Raw genomic sequence first — 16,877 nt, 5'->3', positions numbered from 1 at the left:
GTACTAGGAGTGAAACAGTGACCTTGCTTAAGACTTTGATCGAACAACGTGCCGATCCTTTCATCCACAAACACAGCGATGGTTTTTACTACTTTACTGCCTCGGTGCCAGCCTATGATCGGCTCGAGCTACGCCGGGCGAAAACCATCGACGGATTGGCCTCAGCGGAGCCCGTTGCGGTGTGGCATAAGCCGGACACAGGTCCGCTCTGCGAGCTGATCTGGGCTCCCGAAATTCACTTTAATCAAGGCGCTTGGTACATCTATTTCGCAGCGGCGCCGTCTAGAGAAATTAAAGACGATCTGTTCCAGCACCGCATGTACTGCATCAGCACCCGGGCAGACAATCCGCTGGAAGGCAACTGGAGCGAACCCAAACAAATAGACACGGGCATCGACAGCTTTTGTCTGGATGCCACCACCTTCACCCACAAAGGCGTGCTCTACTACGTGTGGGCCCAGAAAGAACCCGGTATCGCTGGCAACTCAAATCTCTATATAGCCCCCATGGACACGCCGGACGCCATTGAGGGTAAACCGGTTCGGTTAAGTATTCCTGAGCTGGAATGGGAAACTCGTGGCTTTATGGTCAACGAAGGCCCCGCCGTGCTTATTCGCAATGGTCGCGTGCTGCTGACATATTCCGGCAGTGCCACCGATGAAAACTACTGCATGGGCCTGCTGTACGCTGACGAAAACGCCGACCTACTGGACCTGGCCAGTTGGACCAAAGTGCAGCAACCGGTATTCCAGAGCGATTTTGATAACCGTATCTACGGCCCTGGCCATAACAGCTTTACCATCGCCGAAGATGGTAAAACCGACATGCTGGTCTACCACGCCCGTACTTATACCGAAATCGAAGGTGATCCCTTATGGGATCCAAACCGCCATACGTTCGTTAAGCCCATCAAGTGGGATAACGAAGGGCTGCCTGTATTCGGCAAGCCATCGGTAAATGACTGAAGCAGCCAGACGCCTACAGAACAAAGAGACCTCAACAAATGAAGATCAGAACACGACTCGCCCTGATAAGTACCCTAATGTTTTCTTTATTCACTCTGTCGGCACAAGCCGAACAAGTCAGCATCCACGACCCCGTCATGGCTAAAGAAGACGGCACCTACTACCTGTTCAGTACCGGCCCTGGCATTACCATCTACAACTCCACCGACATGATCAACTGGAGACTGCAAGGCCGCGCCTTTGAAACTGAACCCGATTGGGCGCGCGACGTCGCCCCCGGCTTCAATGGTCATCTGTGGGCACCCGATATCATCTATAACGACGAACAAGAAAAATATTACCTCTATTACTCCGTCTCCGCCTTCGGCCAAAACACCTCGGGCATAGGCGTTACCACTTCCAAAACCCTGAACCCGGAGTCCGATGACTACGGTTGGGAAGACCAAGGCATCGTTGTGCAATCCATACCCAATCGCGATATGTGGAACGCGATTGATCCCCACGTCATCGTCGACGATGAAGGCACGGCCTGGATGAACTTCGGTTCCTTCTGGGGCGGCATGAAGATGTTCAAATTGAACGACACCTGGACCAAACCGGCAGAGCCCCAGGAATGGCACACCGTTGCAAAGCTCGACCGCTCGCTGTTGCTAGACGACGCCCTAGCCGGCCCAGGGGAAATCGAAGCGCCTTTTATCTTTAAAAAGGACGATTACTACTACTTATTTATTTCCCTCGGGAAATGTTGCCGGGGAGCGGAGAGCACCTACCACCTTGCTGTGGGACGTTCAGAGAATGTTACCGGCCCCTATTTGGATAAGGACGGTGTAGACATGAACCATGAAGGCGGCACCGTCATTCTGGAAGGCAACGAGGATTGGTATGGCGTGGGCCATAACAGTGCCTACACCTTCAACGGCACAGACTACCTGGTCTTCCACGCCTACGAGGCGGCCGATGACGGCCTGCAAAAACTCAAAATTGCGGAAATTACCTGGAAGGATGGCTGGCCCGTCATCGACGAAAGCGCGCTGGATACTTACCAAAGCCGGCTTATTGACTAGCGCAATGAATGCCGTAGGGCCGTCCACAACAGCCCGGAGTCTTCTTGCTTCCACTTATCGATGGATGCACAGGGCTTCCGGGCTGAGTTGTACACAAGTGGCCATAAATTAAGTGCGTTCCCAAATGGGTTAAAAGCCTCGGTTTTCCGACTAGTTCATGATCAACGAATCAAAAATATCGCCTCCAAAGTGCAAAATAACCTCTTATTTGTAATACAAAATAAAAAGTGTTTTGGTCCTTTTTGAGGCTAGTTGGCGACCGCTAACCTTGAGATGGGCGAAAATACACGTTGAAAAGCCGAGTTGCCCAAAAATCACGACCAAAACGCACGTGAATAAAATACTTGATGGTAATGTTATAATACAATAGTATTGTTTGGGTTCCAGGCGGAATAATAATGAAACCACCTCGTTCAGAAGGCGTTACCAAAAACAAAAACGCCACGAGGTGTATACGCAACCCTCAGGAGAGCTAGAGTTATGTTTAATCGTTCCCTCATAAGCAGCAGCATCGCTGTTGCCATCGCCCTCGCAGGACAACCCCTTATGGCCCAAACCCAAGATGCCGAAGCCGGCATGTTGGAAGAAGTGGTGGTTACCGGTCTTCGTGCCAGCGTTACCCGCGCAATTGACATTAAGCGTGATTCCTTATCGGTAGTTGACTCCATCGTGGCCGAGGATATCGGTAAGCTGCCTGATAATAACGTGGTCGAATCGCTCCAGCGCGTCGCGGGCGTGCAAGTGACCGACCGTGGCACGGGCGAAGTCAACGCGGTACATATTCGTGGTCTGCCCGATGTCAGTACCACCGTCAACGGCCGCACCATGTTTACCAGCACGGGCCGCGCCCTAGAATTGGCGGACATTCCGTCGACGCTGGTATCGCGGATAGATGTGAGCAAAAGCCGCTCGGCGGACCAGTATGAAAACGGTATCGCCGGTACCATCGATGTGCGGACATCCCGCCCATTTGATTTTGAAGGCTCGCGTGTGTCTCTGGCTGGCCGTGCCGTTCACCAAGAGCGCGCGGAAACCACCGATCCCGTTGTCAGCGGGCTGTTCAGCAACCGTTGGGAAACCAATGCCGGTGAATTCGGCGCTCTGGTTAACTTCTCCTATGCGAAAACCCGCTACCGCGATCAAACCATGAACGCTGGTGCAGCAATGCCGTTTGCGACTGAGGATCCCGCGGGCGGGTTTGCCCCAATGGAGCTTATTCGCTCTGAGAGAGGTTGGATGCCGGGTTTGGATCGGGGCCTGCCGACCGCACCGGGCTCGACGTTGAATATTGATGGTGAGGAGGTCCCTTACTACCTTGCTCGCGATGCCTTGATCATTAACGATTTCACAGGAGAACGTGAGCGTCCAGGGGCCAACCTGTCGTTACAGTTTGCACCCAACGATCGTTCTGAATACACGCTTGAAGCTTTCTACAACGGCTATCGCAACGAAAGTTTCAACAATATGTACTTCTCGTTTGTTGATTGGTGGGGAAGCCTCGGCGGCCTAGTGGCTGATCGTGACGAGTTTGACTCAATCTCCGACACCTTTAACTTGTATCCGGGCACCAATATTATCCGCGACCGAACCATTCGTGACGGCTTCAACTTTACAAGTGGCGACTACACGCGCTCCAGCACGGATAGCTATCTCTATGCTGTGGGCGGTAAATGGGAATTGACCGATAATCTGAGTATCGAGTCCGAGTTGGTTTACCAGGAAAGCGAATACGAGACTGAATTTTTCGCCATGCGTGGTACAGCTGTGCGTCCGGAAATTCGTTCGAACTTCGATGGTCGCCCGGGTATCGAGTTCTTCGAGTACGACGGTACGCCGAAAGATCTCACCGATCCCAGTGAGTATGGGATGGCGGAAATCTGGAACAACGCGGGTCAAGACTCGGGTGATGCCATTACCTTTACCGTAGATGGTGAGTACCGGACTGATTTCGATTTTCTGACGCGGATTGGTTTCGGTTTCCGGTGGGATGACCGGAACACCGCCACCAAGGTTCGTGAGCAGGCTTCCAATCAGAGCTGCGAAGCCGCTGTGACCCACCCAGATCGGCAGAATCCCCCAGATATAGCCCTCTGCGATTTTGCGTCCTATACCGATGGCTTGCATCACGTCAACAGCGACTTCATGAGAGGTCGTGCCACAGCGCCCCGCAGTTGGGTCGTCGCCAGTGGTCCATACCTGCGGGATAACCGCGATCACTTCATGAATTTGTACGGCATGCCTACCGATTTGGGAATGATTCCGAGCTTTGAAGTGGAAGAGCGCAACGCGGCACTTTACGCTACCGCCGATTTCGAAACTATGTTGGCAGGCCGTCTTCTGGATGGTCAGGTTGGCCTGCGCTATGTGGATGTCGAGACCGATAACACTTTCTATGATCAGGCGGGCAATCCTACCGTTGAATCCACTACTACCAACAGCGAGTTGTTGCCGAGTGCGATGCTGCGCTACGAGCTGAGCGATGAGTTGTTACTGCGTTTGGCTTACAGCGAAACCCTGCGTATGCCGGGCTTTAATGACTTGAACCCCAACATTACTTACAACGATGACTTAAGTAATGTTGGTTATGGTACGGCGAACAGTGGTAACGCGGATTTGCGTCCAACCACTTCGAAGAATTTGGATTTGTCACTTGAATGGTACTTTGGCGATGCCAGCTATACTTACCTGACTTTGTTTCAGCGTAAGGTTGATGGCTTGGTCATTCCGTTCCGTGAGCGGATTCGGCCGGATGCCTCTGAAATCCCGGATGGCTTCCTGGTGGACACCTTTATCTGGTCTCGTCCGGACAACGCCTCCGACGGCACCTTGCGGGGTGTCGAGCTGGGCTTCACCTATTTCCCGGAGAACCTGCCTGAGCAGCTGGACGGCCTGGGTGTGATCACCAGTGCGACCTTTTTGGATTCAGAGCAGACCATTCCGGTGTTTGATGAAACCGGCCAGCCCGATGGCGAAGAAACAATGCCTTTCTTTGGGGTTTCTGACTTCTCATACAGTGTAGCCCTGGCGTATGAGCGTCCGAGCTTCGACGTACGGATGTCCTATGTCTGGCGCGACACCGCACTCAATCGAAACGAGGCTGCGCTGTTTGCCAACCCATTGGGAATCTATCGTCAGCCGGAAGAGAGTCTGGACTTCCAGTTTAGCTATCGGGTCACCGACGAGTTGACGTTAACCTTTGACGCCACAAATCTGACAGAGCAGTTCACTCAGGAGCGCTACGGCGACAGCCCGTACTTCTCCCACGTCAACACTCTGTTTAGCCGAACCTTTGCGCTGGGAGCTCGTTTCTCCTTCTAGTCCAGTTCGCTGGACCCTTGATAGGGCAGCCTTCGGGCTGCCCTTTTTTATGTCGCCATTTTTTGCACGTTTGAATCTTCGCTTTCAGAGGGAGACTTGATGTAAAGTCCCTGTCATAGTTTTACTTAAAATTTTTATGTTGCTGTAGCGGGGGTCCCATGGACAAGTGGCTGTTATTCTTTGGATTGATAATTTTCAGTGTCAACGGCTTTGCCCGGGAAATAAACTGCGACAGCGACGGTGATTCACAAGCCTATAAAGATCTATTGGACGGGCTTGGCATCAACCCTTTATGCGCCCTTAGCACTGAATACGAAGCGGCCTTTCGAGTAGTCGTGGCCCCGCCAGCCGGGGATCCGACAGGGGTGACGGTCTATCAATCGCCTATCGGGGAGCTGAACGCTGTAACGCACTCCCAAAACGGAGAGCGTCAATCGTTATCCGAAGCTCAGTACATAGGCATACTCACCAGCTTCCAGTCCCTTTCGTTATTCGAGCTCAAATCCCATGAGGAGCTGATGGCGAAAGAGTGCGACCTGATGCCCGAGGGCTGCCCCATGGGCTTTGACGGAACCCGAATGTTTATTGAAGCCAGCTACGGTGCCAGCAAGCGTACCGTCGAGCGGTGGGGCAGCTTAGTGGACGAGGGTGCCTCCTATGTGGAGGTTGAATATCTAAACGCCCTCAACCAGCTTTACGGCCTCATGGACTGAGCAAGCTCTCTTGCTATGGGCGGGGCAAAACGCTTCAGGCGTAAGGCATTGCCCAGCACACACACGCTGGAAGCGGCCATCGCCGCTGCGGCGAACATCGGCGAGAGCAACAACCCGAGGGCGGGGTAGAGAACGCCGGCTGCCACGGGAATCAACAGGGTGTTATACCCAAAGGCCCAAAAGAGATTTTGTTTGATGTTGTTCATGGTGGCTCGCGATAAGGCTAGAGCCGTGGGCACATTGCGCAGATCGCCCGACATTAAAACGATCTCGGCGGCTTCAATGGCGATGTCCGTACCCGTGCCTATGGCGATACCAACGTCTGCCTGAGCCAGTGCCGGCGCATCGTTAATGCCATCGCCTACAAACGCCACCCGCTGCTTGATTTGAAGTTGTTGTATGGCCGATTTTTTGTCCCCAGGCTTTAACTCGGCCACCACGTCATCAATCCCAATTTGCTTGGCAATGGCTTCCGCGGTGTGCCGATTGTCTCCGGTGAGCATGACGACCCGTTTGCCCTCGGCGTGCAGCGCGGCCACAGCGGCCCGGCTGCCCGCCTTTAACGGGTCGGCGATGGCGAGAATGGCCACCAGTTGACCGTCAATCGCCGCATATAAAGGTGACTTTCCCTGATCGCCGAGCTCTTGGGCAATCTCCGCCAGCGGCTGAACATCAATTTTCAGTTTGGTCATATAGCGGTCCGCGCCCACGTGGACGCGTCTTCCATCCACTGTCGCCTCCAGCCCCCAGCCCGCTTCAATGGAGAAGGTTTCGGTCGTGGGAATATCCAGCCCCTGATCGCGGGCGGCCTTGAGAATGGCCGATGCAATGGGGTGCTCAGAATGTTGTTCTGCACCCGCCACCCAGGACAGAATTTGGTGTCGCTCGTAGGCCTCCGTGGGAATCAGATCCGTCAGTACTGGCCGACCTTCGGTCAGGGTGCCGGTTTTATCCAGGGCAACAACCGAGGCGTCTCGCAAGCTCTGCAGCGCCTCTCCCTGACGAAATAAAATGCCCAGCTCTGCCGCCCGGCCAGTGCCCACCATGATGGATGTGGGGGTGGCCAGACCCATGGCGCACGGGCAGGCGATGATCAGCACCGCTACGGCGTTCACCAGCGCCATCGTCAATGCGGGTTCGGGGCCAAATTGCCACCACACCCAGAGTGTCAGTGTGGCCACCAGTATGACCACAGGCACAAAAACCGTGGTGACTTTATTCACCAGCGCTTGAATGGGCAAGCGGGCGTTCTGAGCGTCTTCCACCATTTTGGTGATGCGCGCCAAGACGGTATCGGCCCCCACGTGCGTGACGCGAATTCTGAGCCGACCATTGGTGTTGATCGTCCCGCCTACCACTTCGGCGCCCGTCTCTTTTTGTAGGGGTATTGGCTCACCAGTGATCATGGATTCATCCACCCAGGAAGCGCCCTCAGTCACTACACCATCGAGTGGAATTTTCTCGCCAGGGCGCACTTCCAAATGGTCACCCGTGCGAATCTCTTCGATAGCCACATCCTGGATTTCACCGTCCCGAACCCGCCGCGCACTTTTTGCCTGCAAGTGCAGCAAGCGGCGAATGGCATCACTGGTGCGCCCCTTGGCGATCGCTTCCAAATAGCGACCCACTAGAATCAAAGTGATGATCACGGCAGAGGCTTCAAAATAAACGTGCACGGTACCTGGGGGCAGAACCTGAGGTAAGAACGTCGCCACCACCGAATAGCCCCAGGCGGCCGACGTGCCCAGCATTACTAACGAATTCATATCTGGGGCTCCGCGCAGCAGGGCGGGCAGTCCGTGTTGATAGAACCGCAAACCCGGCCCAAATTGCACCGCTGAGGCGAGCACAAATAACAGGAAGAACAGCTGTTGTTGTCCGAGGCTGGCCATCAACCAGTGGTGAAACGGCGGAATAAAATGACTGCCCATATCCAGAATGAACACCGGCAGCGTGAACGCCGCAGCCCACAACAGCGCCGTGCGTAAACGCCGAGCTTCGCGCTCTTGAGAGTCGTCTTCCTGTTTGGACGTGTGGCCGTCAATGTGGGCTTGGTATCCGGCTTTCGCAACGGCTTGCAGCAAAGCGGTCGGTAAGTCTGCACGCGCCGCGGTTACGCTTACGGTCGCTTTACCCGTTGCCAGATTGACGTTGGCGCTGGCCACCTCTGGTACGGCGGCGAGCGCTTTTTCTACGCGTCCGATGCAGGAAGCGCAGCTCATCCCCTCGATGGAAAGGGTGTGCACGTCGTTTTGTGGAACATGGTGGAGGGAAGTGGTCATGGCCGGCTCCTGCTGTTAGTGCTGTAACAACGGAGCCTAATCCTTCCCGTCAGAGGAAGGTCAACAAAAAAGCGGGCACCGGGCCCGCTTTTTCGGCACGGGGCAATCGGCCTTACACGATAAGCAGGGCACTTAGGAACACTGTGCTCAAGCCCAAGTAAACCGTCACGCCACTGATGTCGGTAATGGTAGTCAGCACGGGCCCGGTCATCATGGCCGGGTCATAACCCAGGCGCTTAATCAGGAAGGGGATGGTGCCACCCACGGCCCCGGCGATGACTACGTTGGCACTCAGCGCCAGGGAGGCAACCACTGCCAGGGTTAGGTTTTGCTGCATCACCATGACAATGACGCCAAAGAGCAGCCCCAGGGCCAGTCCGTTGACCATACCGATCATTAATTCTTTGCGCAGCGCCCGCCAGACGTCTCGCACTCGCGCCTCGCCCAGAGCCATGCTGCGAATAGACACCGACAGAGCTTGGATGCCCACATTGCCGCCCATATCGGTAATCATGGGCAGGAAGGCGGCCAGGATGGCGACTTGTTCAATGGTCGCTTCAAAACCGGTAATGACCCATACGGCACCCAGGTTCAGAAACACATTGGCGGCCATCCAGGGCAGGCGCATCCCCACGGCGCGTTTGGGGGAGGTAAAAAAGGATTCCTCGGTAGCACCACCGATGCCGAGAAAGCTGCCCGCCAATTCACTGGACAGCAAATCCATGGCGCGCTCAATACTGATAACACCCACCAACCGGTCATTGGCATCCACCACGGGCAGCATGCGCAGACCCCGGGTACGGATGCGTTTGGCCGCTTCCAGGGCTGAGTCGTCGTCCCGGACTGCAAAAATGTCGGGGATCATAACCCTGTCCACCGAGTCGCCAGGGTTGGCGAGCATTAACTCACGTAGGGAAATCACCCCTTTGAGGCGGGAGTGTTCATCCACCACATACACGTAGGCACTGCGATGGTGTTCCGGGGGCATGGCCTGGACGGCCGCCTGCGTGGCGCTGATCGTGGCGCCGGCGCGCACCGAAAGAAACAGCGGGCTCATTTCCGCGCCAGCGGTGTCGCTTTCGTAGGCCTCCAGGCGCTCGACCGAGCTGCGCATCTCTTGGGGCAGGCGCTCGAGAACGGCCGAGCGCAGTGATTCGGAAAGTGAAGGCAGTACATCGGCGATGCGCGCGGCGGGCAGGTGGCGGCTGAGTGTTGCGGCTTCTTCTGCGTCCAGAACCTTTAAAAATTGCGCCAGAATTTCCGATGGAAAATAAGCCACCAGATTGCCGCCTCGCACCCAACCGATCAGGCGCACAAACTCGGCCACATCTTCCGGGTGCATCTCCTTTAGCGTCTGGCTGATGCGCATGGGTGAAACGTTATCCTGCTCTCGGGCAGCTTCCTCCAGCGCTCCAGAAGTGAGCAGGTTGGCCAGGTGGGCTGCTCGGGCTTCTAGCGCTTCCGAGTCTAACAGCATAGGCAAATCGTCCTTAGCGGCGCCCGCACTCGCGAGCATTTTTTAATGGTTCTGATGTTAAGCGTTGCTTACCCAACTCTTTCGGTTACCTATAAAGGTAACTCGATGGCGCGGTTTATTCCAATAATGAATACGAATTGGGTGTGACTGGCAGGATAGGATGGCAAACGCGGCGATGGGGTTATACCATGCTTTCTTTTCTGGGCCCGACCCGCAAAGGGCCGTTCACTTTCGCTGATTATGGATACGGATGATGACAAACTCCTCAGTTTCGCAAGCTACGTTCGGCCACCTGCCCGATGGGCGAGAAGTGACGCAATTTACCCTTTGTAATGCGCATGGCATGGAGGTTCGGCTGATTAACTATGGCGGCATAGTGACACACCTGTGGGCGCCGGATCGTGACGGCAAGCTGGCCGATGTGGTGCTGGGTTATGACGACCTTGAGCCTTACCTGAAAGACTCCCCTTATTTCGGCGCGCTCATCGGGCGCGTGGGGAACCGCATTGCGGGAGGCCGCTTCGAGCTGGACGGCGAAAGCTTCAAGCTCGAGTGCAATGACGGCGCGAACCATTTGCACGGTGGCCTGGAAGGTTTCGATAAAAAATTATGGGACGCACGCTCTTTCAACGACGCGCGCGGTGTAGGTGTGGAATTAACCTTGATCAGTCCTGATGGTGATCAGGGTTATCCTGGTCGCCTAGACGTCCAAGTCACCTACACGCTTACCGAGAGTAACGAGCTGCTGACGGAATACCGCGCCGAAACCGATAAGGCCACGCCCGTCAATCTGACCCAGCACAGCTACTTCAATCTCGCGGGCACCGGCAATGTACTCGATCACCAGCTGGTTTTGAACGCCGAGCGCTACACCCCAGCCGGCGAGGGCCTGATTCCTTTGGGGCGAATCGAGCCAGTGGAGGATACACCCTTCGACTTCCGCAAAGCTCGCCCCATTGGTGAGCTTATTCACCAAGCGGATACCCAACTGCAACTGGCCAATGGTGGCTACGATCACAACTACGTGGTTGCCCGGGGCGAGGAAAAAGGCATGGTGCAAGCGGCTCGAGTTTGGGATCCCGAATCGGGACGGGTGCTGGAAGTGTTCACTGAAGAGCCCGGTTTTCAGTTCTACTCAGGCAATTTCCTCGACGGCAGCTTGGAAGGTAAGGGCCGCCGCTTTGAGCGCCACAGCGGTTTTTGCATAGAGCCTCAGCACTTTCCCGACGCGCCCAATCAGCCGGAGTTTCCCAGCACTACCCTGCGCCCGGGAGAAATCTACCGCACGCTCATGAGCTTCCGGTTTAGTGCCGAATAGGCCAGCACTAGCGCCCCGCCCATAAGGCACCTTTTGGGATCCGGGTTGCATTTAGCTTAATATGTACTATAATATCACTTATCAGCTTTGGTGGAGCGGGTGCTGCGTATTGGGACGCCCCCGCTTGCTCACTGCAAGGTTGAGCTTCAAGTGATGCTTCGACAGTTAAGCGAGTCTTGATGATATGCCGAGGTCTCTTTCGCCCTTTGCTCCCGGCAAAGGGCTTTTTTCTATTCAGCTCCAAAGCTAACCGCTAACACTTGGTTTCCCCTCATCTCTGCCCAAAATCGGCTGACTCTACCCCTATATGTGTCGTATAATACTATAAAGTGCTTATTGAGTTTTGTTGATGAAAGCGCTACCTTGAGCACTTAGTGGGCGCTCTACTCATACACGGAAAAAGACTATGGCCGTTTTGGAACGAAACTTTAATCTCTCCCAGCGCATGACCCAGGAGCTGGGAAAGGCGATTGTTTGCGGTGTATACCCCAGGGATGAAAGTCTGCCCAGTGAGGCGGAGTTGTGCGAACACTTTGGTGTCAGCCGCACCGCCGTGCGGGAAGCGGTGAAAATGCTGTCGGCCAAGGGGCTGATTTCCAGTCGTCCGCGCCAGGGTATTCGCATACAGCCCGAGCAGGAGTGGAACATTTTCGACTCCGACCTGCTGCGTTGGTCATTGGAGGGCAACCCGTCCCTGCGGGTATTGCGGGAATTTTTGCAGTTGCGAATTGCCATCGAGCCAGAGGCTGCTTCCCTGGCGGCGCGCTATGCCAGTGATGAGCGAATTCAGGCCATTGGCGATTCCCTGGAGCGAATGAAGCAGTCAGAGAACAAGCCGGAAGAGGCTCTGAAGAATGACATTGCGTTCCATGTCAGCATTCTATTTGCCAGCCAAAATCGCTTCTACATACGGCTGAGAGATTTTATTCAGGCCGCGCTCAATGTCAGCATCCGTCACACCAACGTCATTAAGGCCAATCACGAAGCGGTTATTGAAGATCACGCCAAGGTGTACAACGCCATCAAAAGCCGCAATCCAGAACGTGCTCGCACCGCCATGTTGTTGCTGATCGACGAGGCGCTCACCTTTATCGAGCAGGAGCTGGAGGCTGCCGGCGAGCTCTGAACCACCCTTGAAAGGCCTCAATCGGTTGCGCTCTTAAAATGTGCTAAGATGCGCACGTTTTGTACACCATGAGGCCTGGTTATGCATTGCCCCTTTTGCGGCGCTGATGATACTAAAGTCGTTGATTCCCGGCTGGTCGCCGAAGGTGACCAGGTGCGTCGTCGTCGCCAGTGCCTTTCCTGCCATGAACGCTTCACCACTTATGAAGTGGCTGAGCTGGTTATGCCTCGCATCATCAAGCAAGACGGCACCCGCGAGCCTTTCGACGAGCGCAAACTGCGCGCCGGGCTTTTGCGCGCGCTGGAAAAGCGGCCGGTAAGCATTGAAGATATCGAGTCCGCCATCAACCACATCAAACATTTTTTGCAGGCCACCGGCGAGCGTGAAATTAAAGCCTTTACGGTGGGTGAAAAGGTGATGGAGCAACTGCAAAAGCTCGACGAAGTGGCCTACGTGCGCTTTGCCTCAGTGTATCGCCGGTTTAAGGATCTGACCGAATTCCGCCGTGAGATTGATCGGCTGGAAAAACAGCCTGAGTCAGAGCAGGCCGAACCCAAGCAGTCCGAGCAGGACTGAAGCCATGACCAATCCCGTCAGTGACAGCGCCCACATGGCGCGCGCCCTGCGTCTCGCCGAGCGTGGCCTGTATACCACTATGCCTAACCCGCGCGTGGGTTGTGTATTGGTGGACGACGCTGAATGCGTAGCCGAAGGCTGGCACAGGCGCGCTGGCGAAGCCCATGCGGAAGCCGATGCGTTGGCCCGAGCGGGCGAGCGCGCTCGCGGTACTACCGCTTACGTCACGCTTGAGCCCTGCAGTCACACCGGCCGCACCGGTCCCTGCTGCGACGCTCTGATCGCCGCCGGCGTGAGTCGAGTGGTGTATGGCATGGAAGACCCGAACCCAAAAGTCGCCGGGCGTGGATTGGACAAACTGCGCGCCGCCGGTATTGAAGTCAGCGGGCCAGTGTTGGAAGACGAGGCGCGCGCGCTGAACCCCGGTTTTATCAAACGCATGGAACACGGGCGGCCATTGGTGCGCTGCAAGCTGGCCATGAGTTTGGACGGACGTACCGCCATGGCCAGCGGTGAAAGCAAGTGGGTAACCAGTCGCCGCGCGCGCGAGGATGTTCAGCGTTTGCGGGCGCGCAGCTGCGCCATTATCACCGGCATAGAAACCGTGCTACTGGATCGCGCTTCACTCACGGTGCGAGCCCAGGAGTTGCAACTGGAAAACGCCGAATTCATCGCTGAGCGTCAGCCCTTGCGGGTCATTTTGGATTCACGCTTGCGCCTGCCTTTGGATGCGCCATTGTTGGAGCAGGGCGGACCGATATTGCTGGTGCACGCGGGCGCGCCCGATCCGGGTGGCTGGCCGGCTCATGTGGAAACCCTGGCATTGCCCAGCGTGGATGAGCGCATTGACTTGAGTGCTCTGCTGGTGGAGCTGGCCCGACGTGAATGCAATGAAGTGCTGGTGGAAACAGGGGCCGTATTGGCGGGTGGCTTTTTGGCTCGCGGCCTGCTGGATGAACTGATTATCTACATGGCGCCAAAACTGCTGGGCAGCAGCGCCAGACCGCTGTTCAATTTGCCCCTGGAGAAAATGTCCGGGCACCTGCCGCTGAAGATTCAGGATATTCGCGCCTTGGGCCAAGACTGGCGCATTACCGCCAGCCCGGACCCGGAAGGTTAAGCCGCCGACAAAGAATCTCGGCGCGGTAAGGTGTTACACTTTGTCCCTATCTGTACGGTTCAAACCTTCGCTGTGCGCGGCACAGCGTCCACTTGACGAGAAAAATCCATGTTTACAGGCATTATTGAGGCCATGGGTAAGGTGTCTCAGGTGCAACCCCACAGCGGAGACTTGCGCCTGTGTATCGAAACCGGTGGCTTGGGTCTGGACGACGTTGCCCTTGGGGATTCCATCGCGACTAATGGCGTGTGCCTGACGGTAGTGGAACTGACCGGCCGCGGCTACTGGGCTGATGTATCCGGAGAAACCCTGATGCACACCACGGCCGGCCAATGGCAACCGGGGCACACCGTCAACCTGGAAAAAGCACTAACGCCGCAGACGCGTCTCGGCGGGCATATCGTCAGCGGCCACGTGGACGGTATTGGCGAAGTGGTTAAGCGCTGGGGCGATGCCCGCTCCGAGCGTTTTCGTTTGCGCGCCCCGGATGAGCTGGCCAAATACATCGCTCACAAAGGCTCCATCACCGTGGACGGCATTAGCCTGACCGTGAACAAAGTCGATGGCGCCGAATTTGAATTGAATATTGTGCCGCACACGCTAAAGTGCACCACCATGGACGGCTACAAAGCCGGTACCCAGGTTAACCTGGAGGTGGATCTTCTGGCACGCTACCTGGAAAGGTTGCTGCTCGGGGAGCGCGCCGCCGAACCCAGCGAAGATTCCGGCATCAGTCTGGACTTTCTCACCCGGCACGGATTCAATCGGGCTTAGCGTCAGCGCTACCACAACGTTCCCAACAGGACATTTATGGAACTGAATAGTATTGAAGAACTGATTGATGATCTCCGTCAGGGCAAGATGATCATCCTGATGGACGATGAAAACCGCGAGAATGAAGGCGACCTGATTATGGTGGCCGAACAGGTGCGGGCGGAAGACATTAATTTTATGTCCACCCACGCGCGCGGTTTGGTGTGCCTGACGTTAACGCCCGAGCGTTGCCAGCAGTTGGGCTTGCCCCTGATGGTCACCGACAATAAAGCGCGCTACTCCACCAACTTTACCGTGTCCATTGAAGCGGCTGAAGGTGTGACCACTGGTATCTCCGCCGCCGACCGAGCACGGACCGTGCGCGCGGCGGTAAACGCCGAAGCGGAGCCGGGCGATATTGTGCAGCCAGGTCATATTTTCCCCATTATGGCCCAGCCCGGCGGCGTGATGAGCCGCGCCGGTCACACCGAAGCCGGTTGCGATCTGGCCCGCTTGGCAGGTTTTGAGCCGGCCGCGGTTATCGTGGAGATAATGAACCCCGACGGTTCAATGGCACGGCGCGCGGACCTGGAGGCCTTTGCCCAGGAGCACGACCTGAAGATCGGCACCATCGCCGATTTGATTCACTACCGGGCTATCAAAGAAAAAACGGTCGAATGCATCAACCAGCGCCAAGTGGATACCCGCTACGGCGAATTTGAGTTACGCACCTACCGGGACAAAGCCCGTGGTGATTTGCACTTTGCCATGCTTAAGGGCCAAGTGGACCCTGAAGCGCCTTTTCTGGTGCGCGTGCATGTGATGGATATCGCTCGCGATTTGCTCAGCATCAAGCGGCCAGGCGAAGACCAACACCCGTCGTGGACCTATCAAGCGGCGCTGAAAAAAATCTCGGAGGAAGGCGCGGGCGTAGTGATGTTGATTTGCCACGACGAAAGCACCGAGGAAGTGGAGGAAAGCGTCGACTGGTTGCTCTCCGGTAAACAGCCCGTGCGCAGTCCCGATCTGGTCTACAAACAAGTGGGCACCGGCTCGCAGATACTTCGCGATCTGGAAGTGCGTAAAATGCGCCTGATGTCTGCACCCATGCGTTTTACCGCTCTGTCCGGGTTTGACCTGGAAATTGTCGAACACCTGACGCCGGGCGATGCTTAGCCCGGCCATTATTTTTACCCATTATTAAGTGGCAACAACGAGAAACTGCTATGAGCCAAATAAAAGTGATCGAAGGAGATTTTTCCGCAGCCAAAGGGCGCTACGCGCTGTTGGTCAGCCGTTGGAACAGCTTTGTGGTTGAGAGCCTGAAGGATGGCGCCCTGGACACGCTGCGTCGGCAGGGTATCAAAGATGATCAAATCACCATCTACTACGCGCCTGGCGCGTTCGAAATGCCGCTGGTCGCCCAGCGCATCGCGGCTAAAGGCGGCGTGGATGCCATTATCGCCTTGGGCGCGGTCATTCGTGGTGGCACTCCACACTTTGAATACGTGGCGGGCGAATGCACCAAGGGGTTGTCCCAGGTTTCCCTGAATGCCGGCATCCCCGTCGCTTTTGGTGTGCTTACTGTGGATTCCATTGAGCAGGCCATTGAGCGCGCCGGCACCAAAGCGGGCAACAAAGGCGCCGAAGCGGCCAGTACCGCCCTGGAAATGGTTTCACTGTTGGGTAAAGTGTAATGGCCGACGCACCTTCCCCATCTTTATCGCCAGCCGGCCGCCGCCGCGCGCGCCATTACGCTATGCAGGGTCTGTATCAGTGGCAAATGGCCGGTGCCAATCTCAATGCGATCGAAGCCGAGCTGCGCACCGACAACGACATGTCCAAAGTGGACGTGGAGTACTTTCACGAAGTGCTGCACGGCGTACCTCATTGCCTGTACGAAGTGGAAGAGGCCTTTCGGCCCCACTTGCAGGATCGCGGCCCCCATGAGCTGGACCCAGTGACGCAGGCGTTATTGCGGCTGGGCAGCTACGAGCTGAAATACCGCATCGACGTGCCTTACAAAGTGGTCATCAATGAAGCTGTGGCTCTGGCAAAAAAGTTTGGCGCCGCAGATAGCCATAAATTTGTTAATGGTGTTTTAGACCGAGTCGCCGAAACCGAGCGCGCTGTGGAAAAAAAAGCGCAAAAGTAAAACCCAATCC

At 55.9% G+C, this 16,877-nt stretch carries 14 protein-coding genes; 12 read left to right on the top strand and 2 right to left on the bottom strand.

The window, feature by feature from the left end; genetic code table 11:
* Positions 1–17: 17 nt before the first annotated feature.
* The 4 genes from RBH33_RS03805 to RBH33_RS03790 all read left to right on the top strand — a co-directional run bounded on the left by RBH33_RS03805 (position 18) and on the right by RBH33_RS03790 (position 6,060).
* Complete coding sequence (locus RBH33_RS03805) at positions 18–965, top strand: glycoside hydrolase family 43 protein (protein WP_306730806.1); 948 nt, start codon at positions 18–20, stop codon at positions 963–965.
* A 38-nt stretch (positions 966–1,003) separates the two neighbouring features.
* Entirely contained in the window at positions 1,004–2,029 is a 1,026-nt protein-coding gene (locus tag RBH33_RS03800) for an arabinan endo-1,5-alpha-L-arabinosidase (protein WP_306730805.1), read from the top strand.
* 480 nt (positions 2,030–2,509) lie between these two features.
* The gene (locus tag RBH33_RS03795) at positions 2,510–5,347 is read left to right on the top strand and encodes a TonB-dependent receptor (protein ID WP_306730804.1); all 2,838 of its coding nucleotides are present in this window, start codon (positions 2,510–2,512) and stop codon (positions 5,345–5,347) included.
* Positions 5,348–5,505: 158 nt separating this feature from the next.
* On the top strand, positions 5,506–6,060 hold the full coding sequence (locus tag RBH33_RS03790) for a hypothetical protein (protein WP_306730803.1): 555 nt from the start codon (positions 5,506–5,508) through the stop codon (positions 6,058–6,060).
* On the opposite strand, the gene RBH33_RS03785 is transcribed toward RBH33_RS03790, so the two are convergent.
* On the bottom strand, positions 6,042–8,342 hold the full coding sequence (locus RBH33_RS03785) for a heavy metal translocating P-type ATPase (RefSeq protein WP_306730802.1): 2,301 nt from the start codon (positions 8,340–8,342) through the stop codon (positions 6,042–6,044). The genes RBH33_RS03790 and RBH33_RS03785 overlap by 19 nt on opposite strands.
* A gap of 112 nt (positions 8,343–8,454) precedes the next feature.
* A complete protein-coding gene (gene mgtE / locus RBH33_RS03780; RefSeq protein WP_306730801.1) occupies positions 8,455–9,819 on the bottom strand; it encodes a magnesium transporter in 1,365 nt (454 codons plus the stop codon).
* A 253-nt stretch (positions 9,820–10,072) separates the two neighbouring features.
* Here mgtE and RBH33_RS03775 point away from each other — a divergent pair, with 253 nt between their 5' ends.
* The 8 genes from RBH33_RS03775 to nusB all read left to right on the top strand — a co-directional run bounded on the left by RBH33_RS03775 (position 10,073) and on the right by nusB (position 16,867).
* Positions 10,073–11,137, top strand: a complete 1,065-nt coding sequence (locus RBH33_RS03775) for an aldose epimerase family protein (protein ID WP_306730800.1) — start codon at positions 10,073–10,075, stop codon at positions 11,135–11,137.
* 406 nt (positions 11,138–11,543) lie between these two features.
* Positions 11,544–12,263, top strand: coding sequence for a FadR/GntR family transcriptional regulator (locus RBH33_RS03770; protein WP_306730799.1), 720 nt, complete (start codon positions 11,544–11,546; stop codon positions 12,261–12,263).
* An 81-nt stretch (positions 12,264–12,344) separates the two neighbouring features.
* Entirely contained in the window at positions 12,345–12,839 is a 495-nt protein-coding gene (gene nrdR, locus RBH33_RS03765) for a transcriptional regulator NrdR (RefSeq protein ID WP_306730798.1), read from the top strand.
* Between the two features lie 4 nt (positions 12,840–12,843).
* Positions 12,844–13,959 carry a bifunctional diaminohydroxyphosphoribosylaminopyrimidine deaminase/5-amino-6-(5-phosphoribosylamino)uracil reductase RibD gene (ribD, locus tag RBH33_RS03760; RefSeq protein ID WP_306730797.1) on the top strand — a complete coding sequence of 372 codons (1,116 nt, stop codon included), beginning with the start codon at positions 12,844–12,846 and terminating at the stop codon, positions 13,957–13,959.
* A gap of 108 nt (positions 13,960–14,067) precedes the next feature.
* Entirely contained in the window at positions 14,068–14,733 is a 666-nt protein-coding gene (locus RBH33_RS03755) for a riboflavin synthase (protein ID WP_306730796.1), read from the top strand.
* Between the two features lie 36 nt (positions 14,734–14,769).
* Positions 14,770–15,888, top strand: coding sequence for a bifunctional 3,4-dihydroxy-2-butanone-4-phosphate synthase/GTP cyclohydrolase II (gene ribBA / locus RBH33_RS03750; protein ID WP_306730795.1), 1,119 nt, complete (start codon positions 14,770–14,772; stop codon positions 15,886–15,888).
* Positions 15,889–15,938: 50 nt separating this feature from the next.
* Positions 15,939–16,409, top strand: coding sequence for a 6,7-dimethyl-8-ribityllumazine synthase (gene ribH, locus RBH33_RS03745; protein WP_306730794.1), 471 nt, complete (start codon positions 15,939–15,941; stop codon positions 16,407–16,409).
* Positions 16,409–16,867, top strand: a complete 459-nt coding sequence (nusB, locus tag RBH33_RS03740; protein WP_306730793.1) for a transcription antitermination factor NusB — start codon at positions 16,409–16,411, stop codon at positions 16,865–16,867. Before ribH ends, nusB begins: the two co-directional genes overlap by 1 nt.
* Positions 16,868–16,877 lie beyond the last annotated feature (10 nt).

The sequence above is a fragment of the Marinimicrobium hydrolyticum genome, assembly GCF_030848505.1.
Classification (GTDB): Bacteria; Pseudomonadota; Gammaproteobacteria; order Pseudomonadales; family Cellvibrionaceae; genus JAVDDU01.
The sequence above is the reverse complement of the archived record's forward strand: the minus strand, read 5'-3'. Positions and strand labels throughout refer to the sequence as shown.

Excerpts from the sequence above, each read along its gene's own strand:
- RBH33_RS03800 (WP_306730805.1), top strand. The coding sequence starts at position 1,004 with ATGAAGATCAGAACACGACTCGCCCTGATAAGTACCCTAATGTTTTCT.
- RBH33_RS03795 (WP_306730804.1), top strand. The coding sequence starts at position 2,510 with ATGTTTAATCGTTCCCTCATAAGCAGCAGCATCGCTGTTGCCATCGCC.
- RBH33_RS03790 (WP_306730803.1), top strand. The coding sequence starts at position 5,506 with ATGGACAAGTGGCTGTTATTCTTTGGATTGATAATTTTCAGTGTCAAC.
- RBH33_RS03785 (WP_306730802.1), bottom strand. The coding sequence starts at position 8,342 with ATGACCACTTCCCTCCACCATGTTCCACAAAACGACGTGCACACCCTT.
- mgtE (WP_306730801.1), bottom strand. The coding sequence starts at position 9,819 with ATGCTGTTAGACTCGGAAGCGCTAGAAGCCCGAGCAGCCCACCTGGCC.
- RBH33_RS03775 (WP_306730800.1), top strand. The coding sequence starts at position 10,073 with ATGACAAACTCCTCAGTTTCGCAAGCTACGTTCGGCCACCTGCCCGAT.
- RBH33_RS03770 (WP_306730799.1), top strand. The coding sequence starts at position 11,544 with ATGGCCGTTTTGGAACGAAACTTTAATCTCTCCCAGCGCATGACCCAG.
- nrdR (WP_306730798.1), top strand. The coding sequence starts at position 12,345 with ATGCATTGCCCCTTTTGCGGCGCTGATGATACTAAAGTCGTTGATTCC.
- ribD (WP_306730797.1), top strand. The coding sequence starts at position 12,844 with ATGACCAATCCCGTCAGTGACAGCGCCCACATGGCGCGCGCCCTGCGT.
- RBH33_RS03755 (WP_306730796.1), top strand. The coding sequence starts at position 14,068 with ATGTTTACAGGCATTATTGAGGCCATGGGTAAGGTGTCTCAGGTGCAA.
- ribBA (WP_306730795.1), top strand. The coding sequence starts at position 14,770 with ATGGAACTGAATAGTATTGAAGAACTGATTGATGATCTCCGTCAGGGC.
- ribH (WP_306730794.1), top strand. The coding sequence starts at position 15,939 with ATGAGCCAAATAAAAGTGATCGAAGGAGATTTTTCCGCAGCCAAAGGG.
- nusB (WP_306730793.1), top strand. The coding sequence starts at position 16,409 with ATGGCCGACGCACCTTCCCCATCTTTATCGCCAGCCGGCCGCCGCCGC.